We start from the raw sequence: 21724 nt of genomic DNA, 5'->3' as shown, positions 1-21724 counted from the left end.
GAGAGCTTCTCCCGTTCCGCGCGTAAGGATTGGGAGAACCCCCATTCGGTAGCAACCACCCCCTACATTTTTGATTCGAACGCAATCGAGCCGAACGTGATCGGGTGAAAACGGAGACGGACGTTTCCTGTCGACTCTCCCTGCGATGAACGATACGACGTTAGCGCGCCGTCCAGCCGCCGTCGGCCGCGAGCACCGATCCGGTAACGTAGCTGGCGGCCTCGCTCGCGAGGAAGACGACCGGGCCGGCGATCTCTTCGGGGTCGGCGAACCGATCCAATGGCGTGCGATCGACGATCGACTGACGCAAGCGGTCGTTCTCCTCGAGATCGGTGGTCAGTTCCGTCGAGACGTACCCCGGTGCGACGGCGTTGACCCTGACCTCGGGAGCCCAGTCGAGCGACATACTCTTCGTGAGCCCGACGAGGCCGTGTTTCGAGGCGACGTACGGATGCTGACGCGGGAGGCCGACCAGTCCGCCGACGCTGGCGACGTTGATCACCGAACCGCCGTCGCTCTCGAGGAGGTGGTCGGCCGCCGTCCGCGTCACCTCGTACGCGCCGTTCAGGTTGACGTCGAGGACCCGGTCGAGACTCTCGGTGTCGACGTCCTCCGGCCGGCCGAGCGCGTCGTCGGGATTGAAGCCGGCGTTGTTGACGACGATATCGACGCCGCCGAACTCGTCCACGGCCCGGTCGATGACAGTGCTGACCGCGTCGGGGTCCGTCACGTCCGCGGGAACGGCGATCGCCTCCCCGCCCGCGTCTTCGATCTCCGCGGCGACGGCCTCGATCTCGTCCGTCGATCGGGCGCTCGGAACGACGGCGGCACCCGCGTTCGCCAGTTCGACGGCGATTGCACGGCCGATGCCGCGTCCGCCGCCCGTCACCACTGCGACTCGCCCCTCGAGGTCGAACAGATCGCTCATCGATCCTCCGTTTCGTCGGCGCCTACGTCAAGCTTTTCGCGCAGCCCCTGCTTGTCGAACTTCCCGGTCGCCGTCTTGGGAATCCGCTCGACGATGCGGATCTCGTCGGGGAGCCACCAGTCGGGCTGCTCGAGCGTCTCCGTCAGGTGGGCCTGCAACTCCGCTTCGTCGGGGTCGGCGCCCTCGGCCGTGACGACGGTCGCCAGCGGCCGTTCCTGCCACTTCTCGTGCGGGACGCCGATCACTGCCGCCTCGACCACGTCCGGGTTGGCCATCAGCGCGTTCTCGAGCGCGATCGAAGAGATCCACTCGCCGCCGCTCTTGATGACGTCTTTGGCGCGGTCGACGACCTCGATGTAGCCGTCCTCGTCGACGGAGACGATGTCGCCGGTCTTCAGCCACTCTCCCTCGAAGTCTTCCTCGTTGGCCTGCGGACGGTTGTAGTACTCCGTGATGACCGTCGGGCCGCGGACTAGCAGTTCGCCAGCGGCCTCGCCGTCCCAGGGCACCTCCTCGCCGTCGTCGTCGACCACGCGCATCTCGAGGCCGGGCGAGAGCAGGCCCTGTTTCCGGCGCTTCTCGTACTTTCGGCTCGGATCCCAGTCAGCCATGCGATCTTTCGGCCGGGAGACCGACCCGATGCTCATCGTCTCGGTCATCCCCCAGGCGTGCTCGACGGTGACGTCGAACTCCTCGTCGTAGCGACGCATCATCTCCTCGGGCGCGGCGCTGCCGCCGACGACGATCCGCTCGAGACTCGAGAGGTCGCCGCCATGTTCGTCGACGTACTCGAGTAAGTCGATCCAGACCGTCGGGACGCCGGCGGTCATGGTGACGCCCTCGCGCTCGATCAACTCGAGCAGGTCGGCCGCGCTCGGCGAGGGACCGGGGTAGACCTGTGTCGCGCCGGCCATCGTCGCAGCGTAGGGGAACTCCCAGGAGTTGACGTGGAACATCGGCACGACCGGCATCACCACGTCGCGCTCGCTGACGTCGAGCCCGGCCGGCGTCATCACCATCATCGCGTGGGCGTAGATCATCTTGTGGGTGTACTCGACGCCCTTCGGCCGGCCGGTCGTCCCGGAGGTGTAGCACATGCCGGCGGGGTACTCCTCCTCGAGGGCCGGAAGCTCGTCGTCCGCGACCGGCTCGTACTCGTCGATCAGGTCCTCGTAGGCGACGGCGTCGATCTCGGTGTCCGGAACCGTCTCGCCCATCACGACGATCTCGTTGACCGGCAACTCCGACCACAGCCGCTCGATCGTCTCGAACGGCTCGCCGTGATCGACGAACAGGATATCGTCGGCGGCGTCCTCGACGATGTAGACGACGTCGTCGTCGCCCAACTGGACGTTGATCGTGTGCAACTGCGCACCCGAGAGGGGGGCGGCGTAGTACGCCTCGAGGTGGCGGTGGTGGTTCCAGCCGAACGTCCCGATTCGATCGCCGTGGCCGAAGCCGCGGTCTTCGAGCGCGGCCAGCAGCGACCGGACGCGCTCGCCGAACTCGCCGTAGGAACTGTCGACGATCCCGTCGTGCGTCCGGGAGACGAGCCGCGTCTCGGGGAAGAGGTTCGTCGGCCGCCAGAAGAACGGCCGGATCGTCAGATCAGTCATCGACGATCACCATCGCCGGAACGGGTAGAATCGACCGACGCCATCAGCGGGACGAGAGATCCGTTTCGAGCGGATTGTCGCGTTTCCAGGCCGTTTAACGCCCTCTCGAAACAGTGAATGACACTACCAAGCATGTTCGAAAGAGGCGAGAGTGGAAGACATAAGCGTACTGTCTCTCTTCGGAGAAAACCGTCCGAAATTACCCGTCGGCGGGCGACGAACGGTACCGCGACCCTCGAGGTCGGACAGGTCGCTCATCGCTTCCACGTACCGCCGTCGCCCACGTCACGGATCCGACAGGGTAGTCGCTCGTCGTCGTTCGGGCCACCGACATGCCCGTCGAACAGCGTGTGAGTGTGTGCCAGAGCCGCGGGCGCGTACGTATCGATGTCTCACACCTGTTCGACCGTGATAGCGCTGAAACCGAACAAAATCCGGCCAGTTTCGGATTATCAGAAGTGGTAATAGGCGGATGAATTTTTTGAAGGGTGGGAGATAGTGTGGATGCAATGGCTATTGACGAGGCCGACCAGTCGGATGCCGGGGACTTCTCCGAGGGGGAGGTGTCCGACGCCGCGTCGGAGGACGAGCGGTCTCAGGAGTCGGATTCCGTACCGGACCCGGGTGCCCGAGTCGGCGAGTATACGTGGGCGGAGTTCATGGAAGAGTACGGCCACGGCGACGAGGTGTCCGCGCTCTATCCGGACGACCCCGAGGCCGACGATCAACTCGGACTCGATACGAACGAGGGCGGCTGGGTACCACACGGCGAGGACTGGGCCCAGGTCGAATTCGATCCGAAAACGTATCTCGGGCACCATCCGGACGACCTCGAGGACAGCGTTCTCCCGACCGCCGGCGACGACGCGGAGGCGCTCTGGGACATCTTCCTCGAGCACGTCGATCCGGAGACGACACCGGTCGTCAAGGACACATGGAGCTGGGAGCACTACAAGTGGGAGTACTACTACGAAGACGACGGCAGCCGCCCGCGTGACTCGAGCGGCGACATCGTCCGTCACGACGAGGAGGAGGCGCTGGGCTTCGACCCCGAGACGCTCGAGGAGCGACTCGCAGCGGGCAACGACGCAGCCCTGGAGCTCGACGATATCGTCGAGGAACGAACCATCAACGTCCAGGAGGAGCTAGACGAGGACGAGTTCTTCTCGACGGCCGCGGGCAACACCACCGTCTCCAACCGCTACGACCTCGAGAAGGCGGTCCCGATGGAGAAGAAGACCCACTTCCGCGAGGTCGAGCGCTACTGGGTGAACAAGCCCTACGCGTACGTGGTCATCTTCCACTCGGAGAAGGAAAACGAGAAGAAGTACTACATGATCGAGCCGTACCAGAACGAGATCGAGACGGAACTCCAGGAGTTCCTCTCGGGCAAACTCCGGACGGCGATCAAGTACTCCGAGGAAGGGATCAAGGAGAAGTCGACCGAGGACGGCCGTCGAACGGTAATCGAAGACGAGACTCGTCGCCTGCTGAAACGGTACGATCTCTTCGAAGCGTCCTCCGACGAGGCGTCGAAGGGGATCCTCGAGACGCTTCGGGGGCTCCTCGACGACGACGAGGAAGACGTCGAACTCGATGCCGGGCCGAGCCAACTCGAGGGGATCGAAGTTCGCCCCGAGCCGGCGATCCTCGCTGACGACCCCGATACGCTGAACGAGTATCAGGTCGAGAAGTTACTCTATCTGCTCAAACGGAACTTCATCGGCTACGAGCGCATCGACGGCATCAAACACGACATCAACGTCGAGGACATTTCGGTCGACGGATACAACTCGCCCGTCTTCGTCTACCACTCGGAGTACGAACAGATAATCTCGAATATCTACCACGGCGAGGACGAACTCGACGACTTCGTCGTCAAACTCGCCCAGCGGTCGGGGAAGGGGATCAGCAAGCGGCTCCCCCAGGTCGACGCGACGCTGCCCGACGGCTCGCGCGCCCAGTTGACGCTCGGAAAAGAGGTGTCCGACCACGGGACCAACTACACGATCCGTCAGTTCAAAGACGTCCCCTTCACTCCGATCGACCTCATCAACTGGAACACGTTCAGCCTGGACGAGATGGCGTTCCTCTGGCTCGCCATCGAGAACCACAAGAGCCTGATCTTCGCCGGCGGTACGGCGTCCGGGAAGACCACCTCGCTGAACGCCGTCTCGCTGTTCATCCCCTCGAGCGCGAAGATCGTCTCCATCGAGGACACGCGCGAGGTCGAGCTTCCCCAGCGAAACTGGATCGCCAGCGTCACCCGGCCGTCGTTCGCCGACGACGAACAGGGCGACGTCGACGAGTTCGACCTGCTCGAGGCCGCACTGCGCCAGCGACCCGACTACATCGTCATGGGTGAGATCCGCGGTGAGGAAGGTCGGACGCTGTTCCAGGTCATGTCGACCGGTCACACGACGTATACGACCTTCCACGCCGACTCCGTCGACGAAGTCCTGAAGCGGTTCACGACGGACCCGATCAACGTCTCGAAGACGATGTTTACCGCACTGGATCTGGTCTCGATCCAGACCCAGACCCGGGTGCAGGGCCGGAAGGTCCGCCGGAACAAATCGCTAACCGAGATCAACCACTACGACGCCGAGCACGACGAGATCAACGTTCAGGACGTCTACCAGTGGCAGGCCGAGACCGACGAGTACCTCAAGATGGGGGACTCGAACACGCTAGAGGAGATCCAGTTCGACCGCGGCTGGAGCAACGAGAAGCTTCAGGAAGAGCTATTCAAGCGGGAGATCATTCTCGCGTACCTCATCAAGAACGAACTGAACACGTACGCGCAGGTCGCGGCGACGGTCCAGGCCTTCATCAACGATCCAGACACGATCCTCACGCTCATCGCGAACGGGCAACTCGAGGACAGCCTCGAGGACCTCCGCGAGATGGAGAGCGTCCTGATCGACGTCGACCAGGAGAAAGAGGAACTCGTCCCGCGACCCGAGGCGACCAGCGAGACGTACAACCTCTCGATGGACATTCTGGAGCGAGCCGAGGAGTCGCTGTTCGAGGAGTACCGCGGCAAGGTGCCCAGCGGGCTCGCGAGTTCGCTCGGCGACGTCGAGGCGGAGAGCACCATCGAGGTCGACCGGGCCGATAGCGAGGAGTTCGACTTCGCCGGCGAGGTCGACGACGGGGTCGAGGAAGACGAGTGGGAACTCGGCGACGGCTCGACCGAGTTCGCTTCCGAGAGCGAGGCCGACGACGGCAACGAGCCGGCGTGGCTCAACGAGGACACCGGCTTCGATATCGGCGGCGACGACGCCGCGAGCACCGCCGACGCCTCGGCCGGCGAGAGCAGCGACGCCGCGACGGCCACAGCGTCGGCGGCCGAAACGGAGACCGCAATCACGACCGCGGAAGCCGAGCCAGACAGTGTGCCGTCGTCGACCTCGAGTTCGGGAGGGTCGGCGGCGGACGCCACCAGTGGGGACGGAGCTGCCGGATCCGGGGACGGTGGGTCGACGGTAATGCCCTCGGAAGACGCTGAGGACGGCGATTTCGCAGGGCTGTTCGACGACATGGGCGAGACGATCGACGAACTCGACGATCCGGAGACCGGCCAGCCGAACGCGGGCGGCGGGTCAGCGGGCGGGCAGCCGGACACCTCCGGGTTCGATACGATGTTCCCGGAGGACGATCTCGATTCGATCTTCGATCCGGAGTCGTCCGATACTGCTTCCGACGCCGATTTCAGCGACCAGCTGGACGGCACTGAGCCGGCTGCCGACGACCACGAACGGCCGACGATCGACGTCGGTGAGGGCAGCAACGACGGCGACGCGGATCAAGCGGATGCTACCAGTGATCCAGGCGGTACTGCCGATACTGACTCCCCCGCAGGCGATGAGTCGGCAGCGGCCGCGCCCGAGCCACCGACGATAGATGTGGGCGACGAGTCCGACGACGGCGATGAGGATTCGGGGGGCGACGCCGAACCGATCGCTGGTGCACCGCCGGAGTCCGACGCGGAGTCCGAACGCGACCCCGAACCAGTTCCCGGACGGAGTCCGGATACGGAACCGCCGGGGTCCGACCCGTCGTCGGTAGCCGACGAGCAAGCTGTCGACGATGCCGAATCGGCGTCTCCAACCGATAGCGACGAGGATGAGAGCGGCTCTATCTTCGGCGACGAGTCGAACTCGGTCTTCAGCGACGACGAGGACGAGAGCGATGACGGAGGCTCGCTGTTCGACGATACGGACGAGAGCGGCGACGAAGAATCGATTTTCAGCAGCGACGACGGTGACGAAGATGCGGCCGAGAACGACGGGAGCATCTTCGCCGCCGACGAAAGCGACGAGGACGACGCATGAGCCTCCAGACTGACAGCGGTAGCGGCTCGGGGGTGTCGGCCTCATCCGACGCGCTCGGTGATCGGTTCTATCCCCTCTACGAACGGCTGTTCGGCGACGACAGCGAGTTCGTCGCCGACGTCGAGACGAAACTCGCGCAAGCCCGGATGACCGACACCGTCGAACTCTACCTCTCTCGAGCGCTCGGGATCGGCACCATCAGTGGGCTGAGCCTGTGGGTACTCGGGTTGATGCTCGGCTACGGCCTCTTTGCTACTGGCATCATCGAAGTCGGGACTGTCCTCGGTATCCCGATCAGTAACGAGCAACTGCTCGAAATCGTCGTCGCGCTTCGCATGCCGGCACTGGTCCTGTTTACCGGGCTCCTGTTCGGGTCGATCGGCTTCGCGATGGGGTTCGGATCGATGGTCGCGATTCCCTACTCGCGTGCCTCGGCCCGCAAGCGCGAAATCAACATGCTGTTGACCGACGCGGTCTCTTTTATGTACGCCCTGTCGGTCGGTGGGCTCAACCAACTCGAGATCATCGAGGCGATGGCCCAGGCCGACGACACCTACGGCGAGGTCGCAAAGGAGTTCCAGAGCATCGTCAAGGAGACGGAGTACTTCGACATCGACTACCGGACGTCGATCCGAAAACAGGCCCTCGAGACCCCGAGCGACGACCTCTCGCAGTTCTTGACCGACATGCTCTCGATCGTCAACAGCGGCGGGGACATGGAGAGCTTCCTCGAGGACAAGAAGGAAAAACACATGCGGACCGCAAAGCAGGAACAGGAGCTCACGCTCGAGACGCTCGAGCTGTTCGGCGAGATGTACATGACACTGTCGCTGTTCCCGCTTCTGCTGATCATCATCATGGTCGTCATGAAGATGATCCCGAACGCGAGCGTGACGAATCAGATGCTGTATATGGTCGTCTACGGCCTCATTCCGATGATCGGCGTCGGGTTCATCGTTCTCGTCTCGACGGTCAAACACGACGAACCCGGCGACGGCTACCTCTCGATGGGGAACACCGAGCAGCGAACCGAAACCGGACAGGAGGGCGGGCTGCTGAGCCTGGGACTCATCGAGCAGTTCACTGGTGACCACAGCGTCTTCGACCGGATCAAGAACCGCGAGGGGACCTACGAGACGATGGAAGTCCTGCGGAAGCCCCATCTCTTCTTCCGTGACCATCCGCTGGTGACCCTGGCGTTGACCGGTCCCCTTGCGCTGGTGATCGTCGTCACGGCCATGGTCAGCGGTTCGGCGCCGACGTCGTGGCAGGGAATGCTCGACAGACCGATCTGGGGGACGGTCATCTACGTCTACCTACCGCTGTACATCACCGCGATCCCGTTGGCGATCTTCCGCGAGTGGAACGTCCGCCACCGCAACTCCGTCGTCAACAAACTCTCCGAAGACCTCCGCAAACTCTCGAGTTCGAACGACACCGGGCTGACGCTGCTCGAGTCGCTCAAGGCGGTCTCCGACACGACGAGCGGTAAGTTGGCTCGCGAATTCGAGATGATGCACACGAAGGTCAACTACGGGACGAGCCTGAAGGAGGCGCTCATCGAGTTCAACAACAAGTACCATATTCCGAGACTCGCCCGGACGACGCGCCTGATAACCGAAGCGCAGGAGGCGTCGAACCAGATTTCGGACGTTCTCCGGACGGCCGCACGAGCGAGCGAGAATCACGACGATATCGAACGCGAGCGCAAGTCCCGGACCCGGATGCAGATCGTGATCATCATCATGACGTTCATGACCGTGCTCGCGGTGATCGCGATCCTCAAGACCCAGTTCATCGACACGATGGCCGGCCTCAACGCCGGCAGCAGCTCCGGTGCCAGTTCCAGCGCAAGCGGTGCCGGCGGCAGTGGGATGCAAGGCGGCAATCTGAGCGAGAACATCGACGTCGACATGCTGTCGGTGTTGTTCTTCCACGCGGTGACGCTGCAGGCGATCATCTCCGGGTTCATTTGTGGCTACATTCGCGACGCCGACCTGCTGAGCGGGCTGAAGTACGCGATCGGACTGTCAGCAGTCGCGCTCATCGGCTGGACGCTGGTGGCCTAACATGACTCGGAACCAGACGCACGACCGAACGCGGCGTCAGGGAAAACGGACCCGACGGCCGCGGACGATCTCGATCTCGCTCGACGAGCGGGCACAGACGACACAGGACTTCGCCGTGGGAATCGGCATCTTCCTGCTGGCGATCGCCTTCGTCTTCACGTTTCTGCCGTCGGTCATCACGCCCTTCGACTCGTCGATCGGCGGGGCGGAGACGGCACAGGCCGACCGAGTCGCGGATTTGATCGTACAGAATACCTCGATCAACGGGAACAACATCAGTGAAAGCGGATTTCAGGCGTATACTGACGATAACTTGACCGCCGAACTGGGCCTCCGGAACGCCAACGGCAACACGATCGATCAGGTGAACGTGAGCGTAGAGTATCTCGGCAACGACACCGTCGTCGGGCCACCAAGCAATTGGACTGGCGGAGCGGAGTACGACGACCAGTCGGCTGCCAGTGCAGCACGAATAATCACGACGGACGGTTCCCGCTGCGAACCGGCCTGTCGACTCGTCGTGAGAGTTTGGTGATTGCATGTACGGACCAGATACCACACCCAAAGACGATGACGACCGCGGACAGGCGTACACACTCGAGGGATTCATCGGCGCGATGGTGGTCCTGATGGCCGTCCTGTTCGCGCTGCAGTCCGTCGTCATCACGCCGACGACCGGCGGATTGGCCGATCGGACGGCCCAGTTACAGATTCAACAGGAAGTACAGGACTCCCTCGTCGTCTCGAGTCAGGATGGCAATCTTTCGGAAATCGTCCGAAACTGGGCGGGCGGCGGCGGATTCGAGGATACGAGCCAACCCCCAGCGCCCGACGAGAGCAACGAGACCTACTCCGTCGATCAGTTCGCGAACGAATCCGATCTTGGACAAATCCTGAAAGAGCGGTTCGGCGAAAACGGCTGGACGTACAACGTCGAACTGTACGCCGAAGGCGGCGAAGAGCGGACGCTCGTCTATCAGGGCAGTCCCCCCGCGAGCGCCCTGACTGCGAGCTACACCGTCACGCTGTACGACAACCAGACCGTGACGTCGGACACCTCGAGCGACAAGCTACACGAAACGAACGGTAGCGAACGAATGATTCCGCGTGAGTACGGCGACGATACACCGCTGTACAACGTCGTCGAGGTTCGGGTGATCATATGGTAAGCGACGGCGACGACCGCGCGCAGTTACTCCTGATCGGTGCGATCACCCTCGCGTTCATCATTCTCGGCGTCGTCGTCGTCTTCAACGGCGTCCTCTACACGGAGACGCTCTCTTCGGGGGGTACGAGCCAGAGCGCGAGCAACGCCGACGCGGTCGAACTCGAGGTCGAACAGGGCGTCGGGTGTCTGCTCAAGGAGGTCAATAATGATACCAGTACAATATCTCTCCTCGATGATCACGCTGAAGATAACATCTCGACGTTCAGCGACTCGTACCGGAATCGAACGGTCCGCTCAACGTCAGCTGCAGTGACTGTCAGATACGATGGCATAAACATAACTGGCTCGATAGATGACGTGAACATAATCGTCACGTACGACACGAACGAGCTTCACTTCAAGCGGGAAATGACCGTTGGTCCAGGTGACTGTCCGACATGAGAGCTATGATTCACCGAAGTACCGAACGGGACCGTGCGGTGTCGATTTCGATCACCCACGTCCTGACGCTCGGCATCACGACGATCCTCATCGCGATGCTAGTGACCAGCGCCGGGACCATGCTCGAGACCGAAACGAGTCGAAGCACCGAATCGTCGCTCGAGACGATCGGCGAGCGACTGGCCGACGAGATCGGCAACGTCGATCAGATCGGTTCGGGGGCGGAAAACGTGACCCTCACGACGGAACATCCGCGGACGGTCGCGGGCTCGCGGTACACCGTCGAGTTGCTGGAGAGCGGCGATTGTGCCGAGTCACCGTTACTCGACGGCAGCACTGACTGCGTGAAACTGACCGCAGACGGCGCTGACACCGTCGTTTACGTCCCGATAAAGACCGAAACCGACATCGACTACGGCAGTTCGGCGTCCGGCGGGACGATCACCATCGTCTACGAAAGCAGTGAGATATCGATCGAGGACGGAACCTAATGAAACGAACACGCCGACAGACGACGGGATCGACTCGAGACGACGACCGCGCCGTCTCCGACGTACTCGCGTTTATCCTCGTCTTCGGGATCATCCTCAGCTCCGTCGCTTTGCTGGCGACGGTCGGCTTCCAGTCGATGCGCGACTACCAGGAAGGCGAGCAGTTGCGCAACGCCGAACGGGCGATGGAGGCGCTCGCGGTGAACTTCGATTCCGTCCTGCGTCAGGACGGTGTGGAGAAGCGATACGGTGAACTTTCGCTTCGAGAGGGGACCGTTTCGACCGGATCCTCGGGGACGAATCTCACGATCTTGGTCGACGGGAATGAACTCAGTGGGAATGCAGGTAACGTCACAGCCGATCCCATCGATCTCGGCGAGTTCACATATGAAACCGGTGACACCACCATCGCCTACGAAGGCGGCGGGGTCGTTCGCGCCGGGGAAACCGGCAGCGCCGTCGTCAAGCGACCGCAGTTGACGTGTCGGCCCGAAAGCGACACCGTCGTCATCTCGGTAATTGCGGTCGACGCGAGCGATCGGTCGATTCTGAGCAGCGATGGAATCGGAGTCACGATGACCGAACGCCAGCGCGAAACGCAGATCGAAGACGGGGTGACGAACGTCTCGGTCAGACTGGACACCACCTACGAACGGGCGTGGAACGCGTCGCTCCAGCGATCCGGCTGGGAAACGACGGGATCGGCCAGCGGGGACATTCTCGCCACGTGTGAGGACACCGGGAGTTATCAGGTCGATCGAGTAGTTATAACGGTCGTCGAAGCGGACGTCAACTACTGACTGCATCGATCACCTGCGCCGGTGCAGAACCGCGTTATTCCCAATCGCCGGTGAGCATCGCCCGCAAGCCGGCTCGAGCGGCCAGCGCTTCGATTCGGCCGGCGCGTTCCTCGACGGAGCCTGCCGTGGCGAGATAGAGGCCGTTCGAAAGCTGTTTGGGCTGAGCCATCGACGAGCCGTCGGCGTGCACGGGCTCCGCGTTCAGCACCGTCTTTTCGGCGTCGTCCGGGCTCCAGGGAACCTCGACGCCGGCGAGTCCTCGCTCGAGGAGGTAGTCGGCGGCCTGGACGAGCGCGCCGGCGGACGTCGAGTGGCCGACCGCGCCGATCGAGCCGCGGTCGTTGAAGAACCGAACGACGTACTCGCCGTCGCCACCCTCGTCGTCGGAAATCGGGGGCGCTCGGCTCGGATCGTCGCCTCGAGCGTCAGTTGTCGGTTGAGGCCCGTCGTCGACGCCGCGATCGTCGGTCGCGGTCGTCGCGTCGGACTCGGTCGCGGTCGTCGCGTCGGACTCGTTCCCGTTCGTTGCGCCGGACTCGGCATCGGCGCTCGCGTCCGCACCGTCCGTCCGTTCCGTGGCGTCTGAGTCTGTATCGGTACCGTCGCCGATACGAGTTCGTTCCCCGGCACGTTCCGATCTGGTCGTCCACTCACGATCGGCGACCGTCGATCCGCCGTCGTCGGTGATCGTCGATTCGTCGAACCGTATCGAGACGTCGTCCGAATCGTCGGCGCGCGCCGGTTCGCGCTCGTCGTCGGCGAACGCGACGACGAGCCGGTCGAGAAAGCGATCCGTCGCGGACTCGAGTTCGTCGGCGTAGACGTCGCCCTGAACCGTCGCATCCGCGAGTCGATCGACGATCGACTCGACCAGCGCCGGCCGTTCGACGGCGAGCTGGCGGGCGACGTGGTCCCGGGCGTGGTGTTCGAGGCGACGCTCACAGGCCGCTCGCGAGTGGTCGGCGACGACCGAGTCGGCGTCGGCGAGTTCGGCGACGGAGAGGGCGTGATAGTCGACATCCGTCGTGCCCGACAGAAGGAGATACTGGCGTCCGTTCGTGTAGATCGCGCGGTCGACGCCGGTCCACGCCATGGCTGCTCGGAGGGCGTTCGCTCGCGATTCGTCCAGCGAGTCGTCGTACGATTCGACGGCGACGAACAGCGCCGGGACCGACTCGATCGTCGGGACGTACTCGAGGTGCGTCCCGTCGACGGAGCGGTCCGTCACGCAGACGTCGGCGAGGTCCCAGCCCAGCGTCTCGAGGAAGGGTTCGACGAGCCAGGTTCGGGTGTCACCCAGATCGGCGGGCGGCGAAGCGTCGACCATTGCCGCGGCGCGGGCGACGAACGAGCGGAGGTCGAGCGAAGGCATTCGTGGGGAGTATTCGTCGGACGATCATGTAACACCCGGTCGTCGTTCGACCTGCAAACCACGTCGGGTCAGGGTTACTGGCTCGAGTTCGCGCGTCGGTCAGATTGCCCGGCGTTCGTCTCCCTCATCTCGCGTTGATAGATACGCAGACGGGCTTCGCGGACGGTGAAGGCGGACTTGAGGTTCGGTGGAATCGTCTCGGCCTTCCCGATGACGAGGTAGCCGGCCGGCCGGAGCGACCGGGCGATGGTATCGAGCATCGACTCCTTGTAGGCGTTGTCGATGTAGATGAACAGGTTCCGACAGACGACGAGGTCGAAGCCGGATTTGGGCTCGTCGTTGATCAGGTCGTGGCGCTGGAAGCGCACGTTTCGTCTCACGTTGTCGCAGACCCGGTAGGTCCGCCCGTCGACGTCGAGGTACTGGTGATAGTCGTCGAGATACGAGAGCTGTTCGTCGAGATCGACGGTTCGGGATTCCTCGTAGACGCCGGCTCGAGCCGTCTCGAGGGCCGGTTCGCTGATGTCGGTGCCGAGGACGTAGACGGCGGAGCCGTCGATCTGTGGGTCGTCGCGAGCGAGCATCGCCAGCGAGTACGGCTCCCGGCCGTCCGCACACGCGGCGCTCCAGACGCGGACGGTGTCGGTCGTCGCGGTGAGCTGCCGGAGGACGGTCCGGATCCCCGACCAGACGTCGGGGTTTCGAAAGAAGCCCGTGACGTTGATGCTCAACGCCTCGAGCAGTTCCGCCTGTTCGTCGGGGTCGTTCCGTAGTATGTCGAAATAGGCGTCGTAGCTCTCGCTTTGCGTGCGGCGCATCCGCGAGGAGATGCGCCGATCGAGGTAACTGTCGTTGTAGTGGCTCGTCGCGAAGGCCAGTTCGTCTTCGACGAACGCGAGGATGTCGGCGAAGGTGTCGTCATCCGTTCGGTCCGGTGTATTGTCGGCGTCGCCAGCGCCGTCGCCGATCACAGCTCCGTCACTCCGTTGTCATTGTTCGACGATTTCACCGTGAGCGTGCCCGACCCGGGAGTAAACTCGACGGTCCGGCCGTATTCGCCGCCCACGTCTTCGGCCTCGAGGGGAACGCCCAGCTTCTCGAGTTCCTCCCTCGCGGCGGCGATGTTTCGCTGGCCGACGCCGTCGCCGAAACTCTCGAACTCGAACATGTCGCTGCCGCCAGCGATCTTCGCTTCGACGGTGGTGTAGTTGGCGCCCTGTTCGACCATTCGGCGCAGCAGCGCGCGGATGGCCGTGTCGGCGTACTTGCCGGGTTTGCGTTCGCTGTTGTCCGCGGCGTCGCCGTCGGGGAGCATAACGTGAGCCAGCCCGCCGATCCCGGAGTTCGGATCGTACAGGGCGATCGCTAAACAGGAGCCGAGCCCGTAGGACTTGAGCGTGTCGTCGCCGTCGCTGACGACCAGCTCGGAGATGCCCACCTGGACCGGCGTCGGTGCACCTGGTTCGGTTCCGTAGGTTTTCATGCGTTATCGACTTCCTGGAACTCCGCCGTCGTCGGTGTCTCTTCGATCCGATCGACGTCCAAGTTGTTCAGCGCCCGTTCCAAGTCCGATTCGTCCGGGATCGCGTACACTTCACAGTCGAACTCGCGACCGTCGGCGACGACGACCGTATCGAAGACGAACGCGAAGTCCTGGTTCTCGCCAAGCTGAATAATGACGGGGTCGACGGCGGCAGCGCCGATGTCGTGGATGAACTCCGGCGTCGAGTGATCGATCGTCGTATCGAGGACGTTCGCCCAGCCGTCGAGGAAGCCACTGGCCATGATGTTTCCCAGCTCCTTGATCGCGCTGGTCCCCATCTCACCGAAGCCCTCTTCGTCGACTTCCATCGGGACCATCGCGTCGACGATCTCGTGGGCCGACTCCTCGTCGAACAGGAAGAGGAGATAGCCGCTCGGCATCCCGTCGAACTCGAAGGCCACCCCGACGAGTTTCTCGTTTGCGACCTGCTCGGGGATCGCCTCGAGCGAGACGAAGTTCAGCCGGCGGATTTCGACGCTCGTATCGATCCCGGTCAGTGTGGTCGCGGTCTTGGCGACCTCCTCGGCCCCGCGTTCGGCCATCCGGTCGAAGCCGTCTAGCTTGTCGTACTCGATGCCGTCGCTGGTGCGCAGACGCTCCAGGAGCTTCGAGAGCGACTCGCGTTTGGGGAAGAGGTAGTGGCTGAAGCCGACCTCGGTCCCGACGGTCTCGATCCGGCTCTGGAAGAGCAAGGCGAGGTCGTCGTCGGCCGGGGCCTCGTCGATGTCGCCGAAGAACGGTTCGGCGGTCTGGCCCTCGACGAACTCCGGCGTCGAAACGTCGATGACCGCCTCGAGCACGTCGGCCCAGCCGTCGATGAACCCACTGTTCATGATGTGGCCGACCTCCGTCGTTGCACTTTTCGTCATCTCGTCGAACCCCTCGAGTTCGTCGACGTCGGCGTCGACGTCCGCCTCGGGACCGGCTTCGGCGAGCAGCGTCTGGACGATCCGAAGTGCGTTCTCGCGCTCGAAGACGACGACCGAGTAGCCCTCGATCGCGCCCGTCAGCTTGACCCGGACGCCGACTTTCTCGGTCGAGTCCTCGAAGTCGCGTCGGATCTCCTGGCCGCGCATGAAGTTGAGTTTCGTCACGCCGACCTGCGTCTCGACGCCTAACATGTGTGTGAGTCGGCCCGCCGCCAGTCCGGCACCTTCTCGAGCCATCCGGTAGAACGTACCGAGCGCGTTGACGTCGAGTTTCATGCGGGCTGGACTTCGATGCCGTTGACCATTTCGACGAACTCGGCCAGGTCCGGGAAGGCGTAGATTTCGGCTTCGATCTGATAACTTGGCACGGACAGATCCGAGTCGAAGAACAGGGCGAGATCGTCACCGCCCAGACTGGCCGTTCGGGTGACGATGTCACCGGCCGGCGCGTAAACGAGCTGTGGCGCGGCGATATCGATCGCGCGGCCGAGTACGTCCGCCCAGCCGTCGATGAACCCGCTAGCCATCATGTTGCCCATCTCCTCGACGGCGCTTCTGGCCATCTTCCCGGAGACGTCGCCCATATCGTCGACAACGTCGCGCAGCATGATCGCAGTGATCTTCTTCGCGCTCGCCTCGGGGAAGAGAATGAGGATGTGTCCGTGGGGTGGATCGAGCAACCGGACGCGGACGCCGACCCGCTTACCGCCGTCGAGCTGGGACTCGATGTCCTCGACGTCGATGAAGTTGGTTTTAGTCACCTCCATCTGGGCATCCTCGCCCGTTAGTTTGCTCATGTTGTCGGCAACGCCGTTCGTCCCGACCTTCGCCATTTCGTTTATGAAGCTCAGCTTGCGTATGTCGACCATCATCGTCATGATTTCCTCCGTAGGGTTGGGTGTTCGCGTTCGTTCATAGTGTCGTCACATCAAGAATGTTGACTACCTCTCCCCGTCCCCGCACCGTTGCACCGCTGAGCCCCGGCACGCCGCTCATGAAGCCTTCGAACGGCTTGACGACGACCTCCTGCTGGCCGTGGACGCGGTCGCAGTGCAGGGCCACCTCACGGACGTCGCCGCGGATACGGACGACCATCCCGTCGCCGTTCGCTCCGGGAGCTGGCGTCTCGAGGACGTCTGCGAGCGGGATAACGGGTAAGTCGCCGTCGTCGCTCGGGAGAACGGACTGCTCGCCGGTCGACTCGAGTGCGCTGGCCGACTCGATGTCGCTGACGGCCTTGGTCGGGACGCCGAACTCCTCACCGCCGCTCTCGACGAACAGAATGTCGTCGATCGCGACCGTCACGGGGAGTTCCATCGTGACGGTCGTCCCCTCGCCCGCCTCGCTGTCGATCGCGACCGTCCCGTCTAAGTCCTCGATCGTCCGTTTGACCACGTCCATGCCGACGCCGCGGCCGCTGATATCGGTCACTTCGTCGACCGTCGAGAGACCGGGATGGAAGATGAGTTCGTACGCTTCCTCGTCGGGCAGATCGACCGCCTCGGACTCCTCGAGGACGCCGGCATCGACTGCCTCGGCTCGCAGTCGATCGGGGTCGAGCCCGCTCCCGTCGTCCTCGACCGAGATCGTCACACGATCTCGGTCGCGGTCTGCGTGGACCTCGACGGTCCCTTCGCGGGGTTTGTCCGCCTCCTCGCGCTCCTCGGGTGGTTCGATTCCGTGGTCGACGGCGTTCCGGACAAGGTGGATCAGCGGGTCGCCGATCCGGTCGAGAATACTCCGATCGAGTTCGACGTTCTCGCCGTTCATCTCGAAGGCGACCTCTTTGTCCTGATCGCGAGCGATGTCGCGGACGACCCGCGGCAGGCGATTGGTCACGGTCTGGAGCGGCACCAGTCGGATGTCCATGACCGTCTCCTGGAGGTCCGTCGTCAGCTCCGACAGCGCGTCGAGTTCCGTCTCGAGGGCGTCGTTGTCGCCGTCGGCGTCGGCCGCGTGTCGGAGGCGGACGCGACTCGTGACCAGCCCCTCGACGAGGGTCAACAGCGAGTCGATCTGTTCGACGTCGACTCTGACGGACTGAATTTCGTCGGCCTGGGTGTCGTCGTCCGTTCGGTCGTCCGTCTCGGGGACGGTGAGATCCGGAATCTCGAGGGACGGCTCCTCGACGGTCCGTACGACGTCGTCGGAATCGTCGTCGTCGGTCGAATCGTCACCGAACGAGGCCGATTCGGGACTCTCGTCGTCCGCACCCGATTCCGACACCGGCGAATCGAACCCCGCCGCGCCGACGTCGAACTCGTCGGTCCCGGCGAAAACCTCGTCATCGAGTCCCTCGTCGAAATCGTCGTCGAACTCCTCATCGAAGCCGTCAGCTGTCGATTCGTCGGCAAACTCGTCGTCGAACGTCGCGTCGGCTGTTCCCAAGCCGTCATCGTCGAACGCGTTAGTCCCGTCGTCCGACGAGTCGACATCGTCGAACGCTGCCGTGGGGTCGAAGTCGTCGGCGTCGGCTCCGAACGAATCGTCGGTTGCGGTATCGTCGTCCTCGGCCGTCTCGGCTGCTTCGGACTCGAGGTCGGCCTCGTCGCCCGACTCGTCACCCGCTGCATCGGGTTCCGTCTCCGGCAACTCGGACGCGTCGTCCGGTTCCGATGGAGCCTCCGATTCGGCCGGTTCCGCATCCGAATCGGCGACCACGTCCTCGGTCGCCGGTTCGATATCCGCCTCAGTCTCGTCGGGTTCGGCGTCTGTGGTAGCCTCCGCAGCCGTATCATCGGTCGTCGCCGGGCTATCGCCCTCGGCGATTTCGTCGTCGACCGTCGTCTCGGAACCGTCGGCTTCAGCAGCCTCGGCGGTCTCGTCGTCCGATTCGTCGATCGCTGCCTCCTCGAGGTCGGACTCGTCAGCGTCAGCCCCCTCGAGATCGGATTCGTCGCCTGCTTCGTCGACCGATTCGGACTCCGAGTCCGCCACCGCTGGCGTCTCGTCGCCTGTCGAGGCGTCTGCGGATGGCTCCGCCTCGGGGGTCTCAGTCGCCGTCGAGTCCGTGCTATCGGCGTCAGCTACATCGTCCTCGTCGTCATCGGCTGCTTCCTCGTCGTCGCTGGCTTCCGGTTCCGTCGTCTCGAGCGCGGACTCGACATCGGGATCGTCGCCCTCGCTCTCGTCGGTGTCAGGCTCGACGACATCGTCGACGAGGATGTCGTCGACCTCACTCTCGGACGGCACGTCGCCCTCGAGGAACGAGTCGTCGTCCGCCTCCTCGCCGAGGAGTTCGTCCATGCCGACTTCCTCTTCCTCGTCGAACTCGTCGAACTCGAGTTCGGCGAGTTCGTCCTGGAGTTCGTCGAAGCCGACCATCTCCACTTCGTCTTTGAGTTCGTTGAAGACCGCACTGGCGTCGTCGACGTCGTCGTCGGCGTCGGCCTCCGCGCCGGCCGTCGCGTCCTCGTCGGACGCGTCGGCGGCCTCCGACGGTTCGGCCGATGCCTCGGCGTCCTCGTCGAGCGACTCGGCCGGCGGTTCGCCCGGTTCGGCCTCGATATCGTCGTCCTCGAGCAGATCGTCGAACGAGCCGGCCTCGCCCATGTCCTCGAAGGCCGCGAGTTCGTCGTCGTCGACGTCTTCGACCATCTCGTCCAAGTCGTCGAACTCGGTGAACTCGTTGAGGAGGTCGTCGACCTCGAGGTCCTGAGCCTCCTCGGCCGAAATGTTGTCACCGGCTTCGACCTCGTCGAGCGTCTGTGATTCCTCGTCGGCCTCCGCGAACCGGTCAGTTACGTCGACGATTTCGAACTCGTTGACTTCTTCGACCGGCTCGAGGCCGGAGGTGATCGCAGCTTCGCCGACCGCGGTCGCGAAGACGGCATCGAAGCCGCCCTCGTACTCCGCGGCCTCGATCCGATCCTGTGACGGGTCGGTTCCGATCAGATCGAACGCGTCGATCAAGGCGTCGACGACCAGCTTGCCGTTGTTTACGCCCTCGCGCTCGGCGATGTCGAGTCGAACGAGGTAGACGTCGTGGTCGTCGTCTGTGGGCGGCTCGAACCGCGAACAGACGTCGTCGATCTCGTCGGCTGATGGCGCGGCGAACCCGGTCTCCCCCGCGCCGGGGGCGCTCTCGAGGTGTTCGCGGAGCGCCTGAATCGTCGCCGACGGATCGGTTTCGATCTCGCCGGTCGCAGCGACCTCGTCGATCATCGTCTCGAGTTCGTCGACGCCGTCGAAGACGATGTCCATCAACTCTGGCGTCACCTCGAGGTCGTCCCGACGGACGGCGTCGAGCAGGTCCTCGATCGCGTGCGCGAGGTCGCTGGCCGATTCCAGCCCCATCGCACCGCAGTTCCCCTTGAGGGTGTGTGCGATCCGGAAGATGTTCTCCATCGCCTCCTCGTCGTCGGGATCGCGCTCGAGGGTGAGCAAGGCGTTGTTCAGTTCCGTGATCCGTTCTTCGCTCTCCTGAACGAAGTCTGTGAGGTAATCAGTCATCGTTCTCACCGTCCGTCGTGAACGCGTCGACGATCGCGTCGGCGACGCCGTCGGCGGGCGCGATCGTATCTACGCAGCCCGTTTCGATTGCCTGACAGGGGATGCCAAAGACCGGACTCGTCGCCTCGTCCTGTGCGATCGTCTGCCCGCCGGCCTCCTTGATCGCCTCGATTCCGGCTGCGCCGTCGCGGCCCATCCCGGTCAGTACGACGCCACAGAGGGCGTCGGAAACCCGTTCGGCGGCGCTTTGCATCGTCATGTCGATCGCCGGGCGCACGCCGTGGATGCGCTCGCCGTCGTCGAGTCGCAGGCGCAGCGAGTCGCCGACGTTGCTCGTTACCTCGAGGTGGTAATCGCCTGGCGCGACTGCGACCTCGCCGGGCTCGAGTCGCTGACGATCCGTCGCCTCGGTCACGTCGTATGCACTGCGATCGTCGAGCCGTTCGGCCAGCCGCTCGGTGAAACCGGGTGGCATGTGCTGAACGACCAGCACCTTCGCCTCGAGATCGGCGGGAAGCCGACCGAACAATCGCTCGACGATCTTCGGGCCGCCGGTCGACGCCCCGATGACGACCGTCGGGGCGTCCGCACGCTCGCCGTCGACCGCGATCGGTGCCGACTCGTCGTGTTCGGCGTCTGAACCGAGCCCGGGCGATACGTCCGGTCCGGCCGTGCCGCGGTCGACGCTCGACTGGACGTCAGAACTGCCGCCGGCGACGGCGTTGCCGGTTACGGTCGTTTGCCCGGGGTTTTCCGCGCGGCCCGCGCCGGTCGCGTAAGCCGACGCCGCGGCGCGGGCGAGCGCAACCGACGAAACGTCCGCTTCGGCGAGGTCGTCGACTTTTTCGATGACCTCGTCGGTCAGGTGCGCGATGTTCCGTGAGCCCGAACCGTCGGGCTTGTGGAGAAAATCCACGGCACCGCGCTCCAACGCGTCGAGCGTGGCTTCCGCACCGCGTTCGGTGTGGACGCTGAGCATGAGAATTGCGGTCGGATTCGTCGCCATGATTCGTTCCACGGCGTCGATACCGTCCATTTCGGGCATCTCGACGTCCATCGTAACGACGTCCGGATCGAACGTGCCGGCGCGTTCGACCCCCTCAGATCCGTTCGCAGCCGTTTCCACGTCGTATCCGGCCCCAGTGAGCGCGTTGCCGATGACTGTCCGCATAAACCTCGAGTCGTCGACAACGAGTACTCGCGTCATGCCGCAACGACGTCTGAGAGGGCCTTTCTGACGCTGGGTTCTTCGAACGGTTTCGTGACGTAGCCGTCCGCGCCAGCCTTCACGGCGAGTTTCATTTTCTCACGCTGTCCGACGCTCGTACACATGATGACGCGGGCGTCCGGGTCGATCTTCTTGATCGCCGCGGTCGCCTTGATGCCGTTGCATTTGGGCATCACGATGTCCATCATGACGATATCGGGATCGTGTTCTTTGTACAGTTTAACGGCTTCTGCTCCGTTGGACGCCTCTCCGAGGATGCGGTAATCCTGCTCCAAGATCTGACGCAGTAGATTCCGCATAAAATGAGAGTCGTCCACGATGAGCACCCCTGTCGACATTCAGTAGTACAC

Annotated in this window: 17 protein-coding genes; 7 read left to right on the top strand and 10 right to left on the bottom strand. The window is 63.6% G+C overall.

The features are described 5' to 3' along the window. Window positions 1-160: 160 nt before the first annotated feature. Together NDO75_RS03990 and NDO75_RS03985 are read right to left on the bottom strand one after the other, a co-directional pair. Window positions 161-928, bottom strand: a complete 768-nt coding sequence (locus NDO75_RS03990) for a glucose 1-dehydrogenase (protein WP_310904801.1) — start codon at window positions 926-928, stop codon at window positions 161-163. Then, complete coding sequence (locus NDO75_RS03985) at window positions 925-2544, bottom strand: long-chain fatty acid--CoA ligase (protein ID WP_310904800.1); 1620 nt, start codon at window positions 2542-2544, stop codon at window positions 925-927. The genes NDO75_RS03990 and NDO75_RS03985 overlap by 4 nt, the downstream gene beginning before the upstream one ends. Before the next feature lie 509 nt (window positions 2545-3053). Here NDO75_RS03985 and NDO75_RS03980 point away from each other — a divergent pair. The 7 genes from NDO75_RS03980 to NDO75_RS03950 are packed head-to-tail and all read left to right on the top strand — an operon-like array spanning window position 3054 to window position 11850. Next, window positions 3054-6881, top strand: a complete 3828-nt coding sequence (locus tag NDO75_RS03980) for an ATPase, T2SS/T4P/T4SS family (protein ID WP_310904799.1) — start codon at window positions 3054-3056, stop codon at window positions 6879-6881. Next, entirely contained in the window at window positions 6878-8950 is a 2073-nt protein-coding gene (locus NDO75_RS03975) for a type II secretion system F family protein (RefSeq protein WP_310904798.1), read from the top strand. The genes NDO75_RS03980 and NDO75_RS03975 overlap by 4 nt, the downstream gene beginning before the upstream one ends. 1 nt (window position 8951) lies before the next feature. Further along, window positions 8952-9485, top strand: a complete 534-nt coding sequence (locus NDO75_RS03970) for a hypothetical protein (RefSeq protein WP_310904797.1) — start codon at window positions 8952-8954, stop codon at window positions 9483-9485. A gap of 4 nt (window positions 9486-9489) precedes the next feature. Beyond that, window positions 9490-10119 (top strand): hypothetical protein, encoded by a 630-nt coding sequence (locus NDO75_RS03965; protein WP_310904796.1) that lies wholly within the window; start codon window positions 9490-9492, stop codon window positions 10117-10119. Next, window positions 10113-10559, top strand: a complete 447-nt coding sequence (locus NDO75_RS03960) for a hypothetical protein (RefSeq protein WP_310904795.1) — start codon at window positions 10113-10115, stop codon at window positions 10557-10559. The genes NDO75_RS03965 and NDO75_RS03960 overlap by 7 nt, the downstream gene beginning before the upstream one ends. Then, window positions 10556-11050, top strand: a complete 495-nt coding sequence (locus tag NDO75_RS03955; RefSeq protein ID WP_310904794.1) for a hypothetical protein — start codon at window positions 10556-10558, stop codon at window positions 11048-11050. The genes NDO75_RS03960 and NDO75_RS03955 overlap by 4 nt, the downstream gene beginning before the upstream one ends. Next, complete coding sequence (locus NDO75_RS03950) at window positions 11050-11850, top strand: hypothetical protein (protein WP_310904793.1); 801 nt, start codon at window positions 11050-11052, stop codon at window positions 11848-11850. The genes NDO75_RS03955 and NDO75_RS03950 overlap by 1 nt, the downstream gene beginning before the upstream one ends. A gap of 34 nt (window positions 11851-11884) precedes the next feature. On the opposite strand, the gene NDO75_RS03945 is transcribed toward NDO75_RS03950, so the two are convergent. From NDO75_RS03945 to cheY, 8 genes are all read right to left on the bottom strand, one after another. Next, a complete protein-coding gene (locus NDO75_RS03945) occupies window positions 11885-13222 on the bottom strand; it encodes a hypothetical protein (RefSeq protein WP_310904792.1) in 1338 nt (445 codons plus the stop codon). Window positions 13223-13296: 74 nt separating this feature from the next. Continuing rightward, the gene (locus NDO75_RS03940) at window positions 13297-14193 is read right to left on the bottom strand and encodes a protein-glutamate O-methyltransferase CheR (RefSeq protein WP_310904791.1); all 897 of its coding nucleotides are present in this window, start codon (window positions 14191-14193) and stop codon (window positions 13297-13299) included. Continuing rightward, window positions 14190-14705 carry a chemotaxis protein CheD gene (locus NDO75_RS03935; protein WP_310904790.1) on the bottom strand — a complete coding sequence of 172 codons (516 nt, stop codon included), beginning with the start codon at window positions 14703-14705 and terminating at the stop codon, window positions 14190-14192. The genes NDO75_RS03940 and NDO75_RS03935 overlap by 4 nt, the downstream gene beginning before the upstream one ends. Next, window positions 14702-15970: a chemotaxis protein CheC gene (locus NDO75_RS03930; RefSeq protein WP_310904789.1), complete on the bottom strand. Its 1269-nt coding sequence runs from the start codon at window positions 15968-15970 to the stop codon at window positions 14702-14704. The genes NDO75_RS03935 and NDO75_RS03930 overlap by 4 nt, the downstream gene beginning before the upstream one ends. Beyond that, entirely contained in the window at window positions 15967-16572 is a 606-nt protein-coding gene (locus tag NDO75_RS03925; protein WP_254763476.1) for a chemotaxis protein CheC, read from the bottom strand. Before NDO75_RS03925 ends, NDO75_RS03930 begins: the two co-directional genes overlap by 4 nt. Before the next feature lie 34 nt (window positions 16573-16606). After that, the gene (locus NDO75_RS03920) at window positions 16607-20146 is read right to left on the bottom strand and encodes an Hpt domain-containing protein (RefSeq protein WP_310904788.1); all 3540 of its coding nucleotides are present in this window, start codon (window positions 20144-20146) and stop codon (window positions 16607-16609) included. Then, a complete protein-coding gene (cheB, locus tag NDO75_RS03915) occupies window positions 20139-21353 on the bottom strand; it encodes a chemotaxis-specific protein-glutamate methyltransferase CheB (RefSeq protein WP_310904787.1) in 1215 nt (404 codons plus the stop codon). The genes NDO75_RS03920 and cheB overlap by 8 nt, the downstream gene beginning before the upstream one ends. Continuing rightward, window positions 21350-21712, bottom strand: a complete 363-nt coding sequence (gene cheY / locus NDO75_RS03910; protein ID WP_006181855.1) for a chemotaxis protein CheY — start codon at window positions 21710-21712, stop codon at window positions 21350-21352. Before cheY ends, cheB begins: the two co-directional genes overlap by 4 nt. Window positions 21713-21724 lie beyond the last annotated feature (12 nt).

Source organism: Natrinema sp. 1APR25-10V2, from assembly GCF_031626495.1.
Taxonomy (GTDB): domain Archaea; phylum Halobacteriota; class Halobacteria; order Halobacteriales; family Natrialbaceae; genus Natrinema.
This window is presented reverse-complemented; position numbering and strand designations above follow the sequence as displayed.

What these genes read in the sequence shown, in the direction of transcription:
- NDO75_RS03990 (WP_310904801.1), bottom strand. Translation starts at nt 928, where the DNA reads ATGAGCGATCTGTTCGACCTCGAGGGGCGAGTCGCAGTGGTGACGGGC.
- NDO75_RS03985 (WP_310904800.1), bottom strand. Translation starts at nt 2,544, where the DNA reads ATGACTGATCTGACGATCCGGCCGTTCTTCTGGCGGCCGACGAACCTC.
- NDO75_RS03980 (WP_310904799.1), top strand. Translation starts at nt 3,054, where the DNA reads ATGGCTATTGACGAGGCCGACCAGTCGGATGCCGGGGACTTCTCCGAG.
- NDO75_RS03975 (WP_310904798.1), top strand. Translation starts at nt 6,878, where the DNA reads ATGAGCCTCCAGACTGACAGCGGTAGCGGCTCGGGGGTGTCGGCCTCA.
- NDO75_RS03970 (WP_310904797.1), top strand. Translation starts at nt 8,952, where the DNA reads ATGACTCGGAACCAGACGCACGACCGAACGCGGCGTCAGGGAAAACGG.
- NDO75_RS03965 (WP_310904796.1), top strand. Translation starts at nt 9,490, where the DNA reads ATGTACGGACCAGATACCACACCCAAAGACGATGACGACCGCGGACAG.
- NDO75_RS03960 (WP_310904795.1), top strand. Translation starts at nt 10,113, where the DNA reads ATGGTAAGCGACGGCGACGACCGCGCGCAGTTACTCCTGATCGGTGCG.
- NDO75_RS03955 (WP_310904794.1), top strand. Translation starts at nt 10,556, where the DNA reads ATGAGAGCTATGATTCACCGAAGTACCGAACGGGACCGTGCGGTGTCG.
- NDO75_RS03950 (WP_310904793.1), top strand. Translation starts at nt 11,050, where the DNA reads ATGAAACGAACACGCCGACAGACGACGGGATCGACTCGAGACGACGAC.
- NDO75_RS03945 (WP_310904792.1), bottom strand. Translation starts at nt 13,222, where the DNA reads ATGCCTTCGCTCGACCTCCGCTCGTTCGTCGCCCGCGCCGCGGCAATG.
- NDO75_RS03935 (WP_310904790.1), bottom strand. Translation starts at nt 14,705, where the DNA reads ATGAAAACCTACGGAACCGAACCAGGTGCACCGACGCCGGTCCAGGTG.
- NDO75_RS03930 (WP_310904789.1), bottom strand. Translation starts at nt 15,970, where the DNA reads ATGAAACTCGACGTCAACGCGCTCGGTACGTTCTACCGGATGGCTCGA.
- NDO75_RS03925 (WP_254763476.1), bottom strand. Translation starts at nt 16,572, where the DNA reads ATGACGATGATGGTCGACATACGCAAGCTGAGCTTCATAAACGAAATG.
- NDO75_RS03920 (WP_310904788.1), bottom strand. Translation starts at nt 20,146, where the DNA reads ATGACTGATTACCTCACAGACTTCGTTCAGGAGAGCGAAGAACGGATC.
- cheB (WP_310904787.1), bottom strand. Translation starts at nt 21,353, where the DNA reads ATGACGCGAGTACTCGTTGTCGACGACTCGAGGTTTATGCGGACAGTC.
- cheY (WP_006181855.1), bottom strand. Translation starts at nt 21,712, where the DNA reads ATGTCGACAGGGGTGCTCATCGTGGACGACTCTCATTTTATGCGGAAT.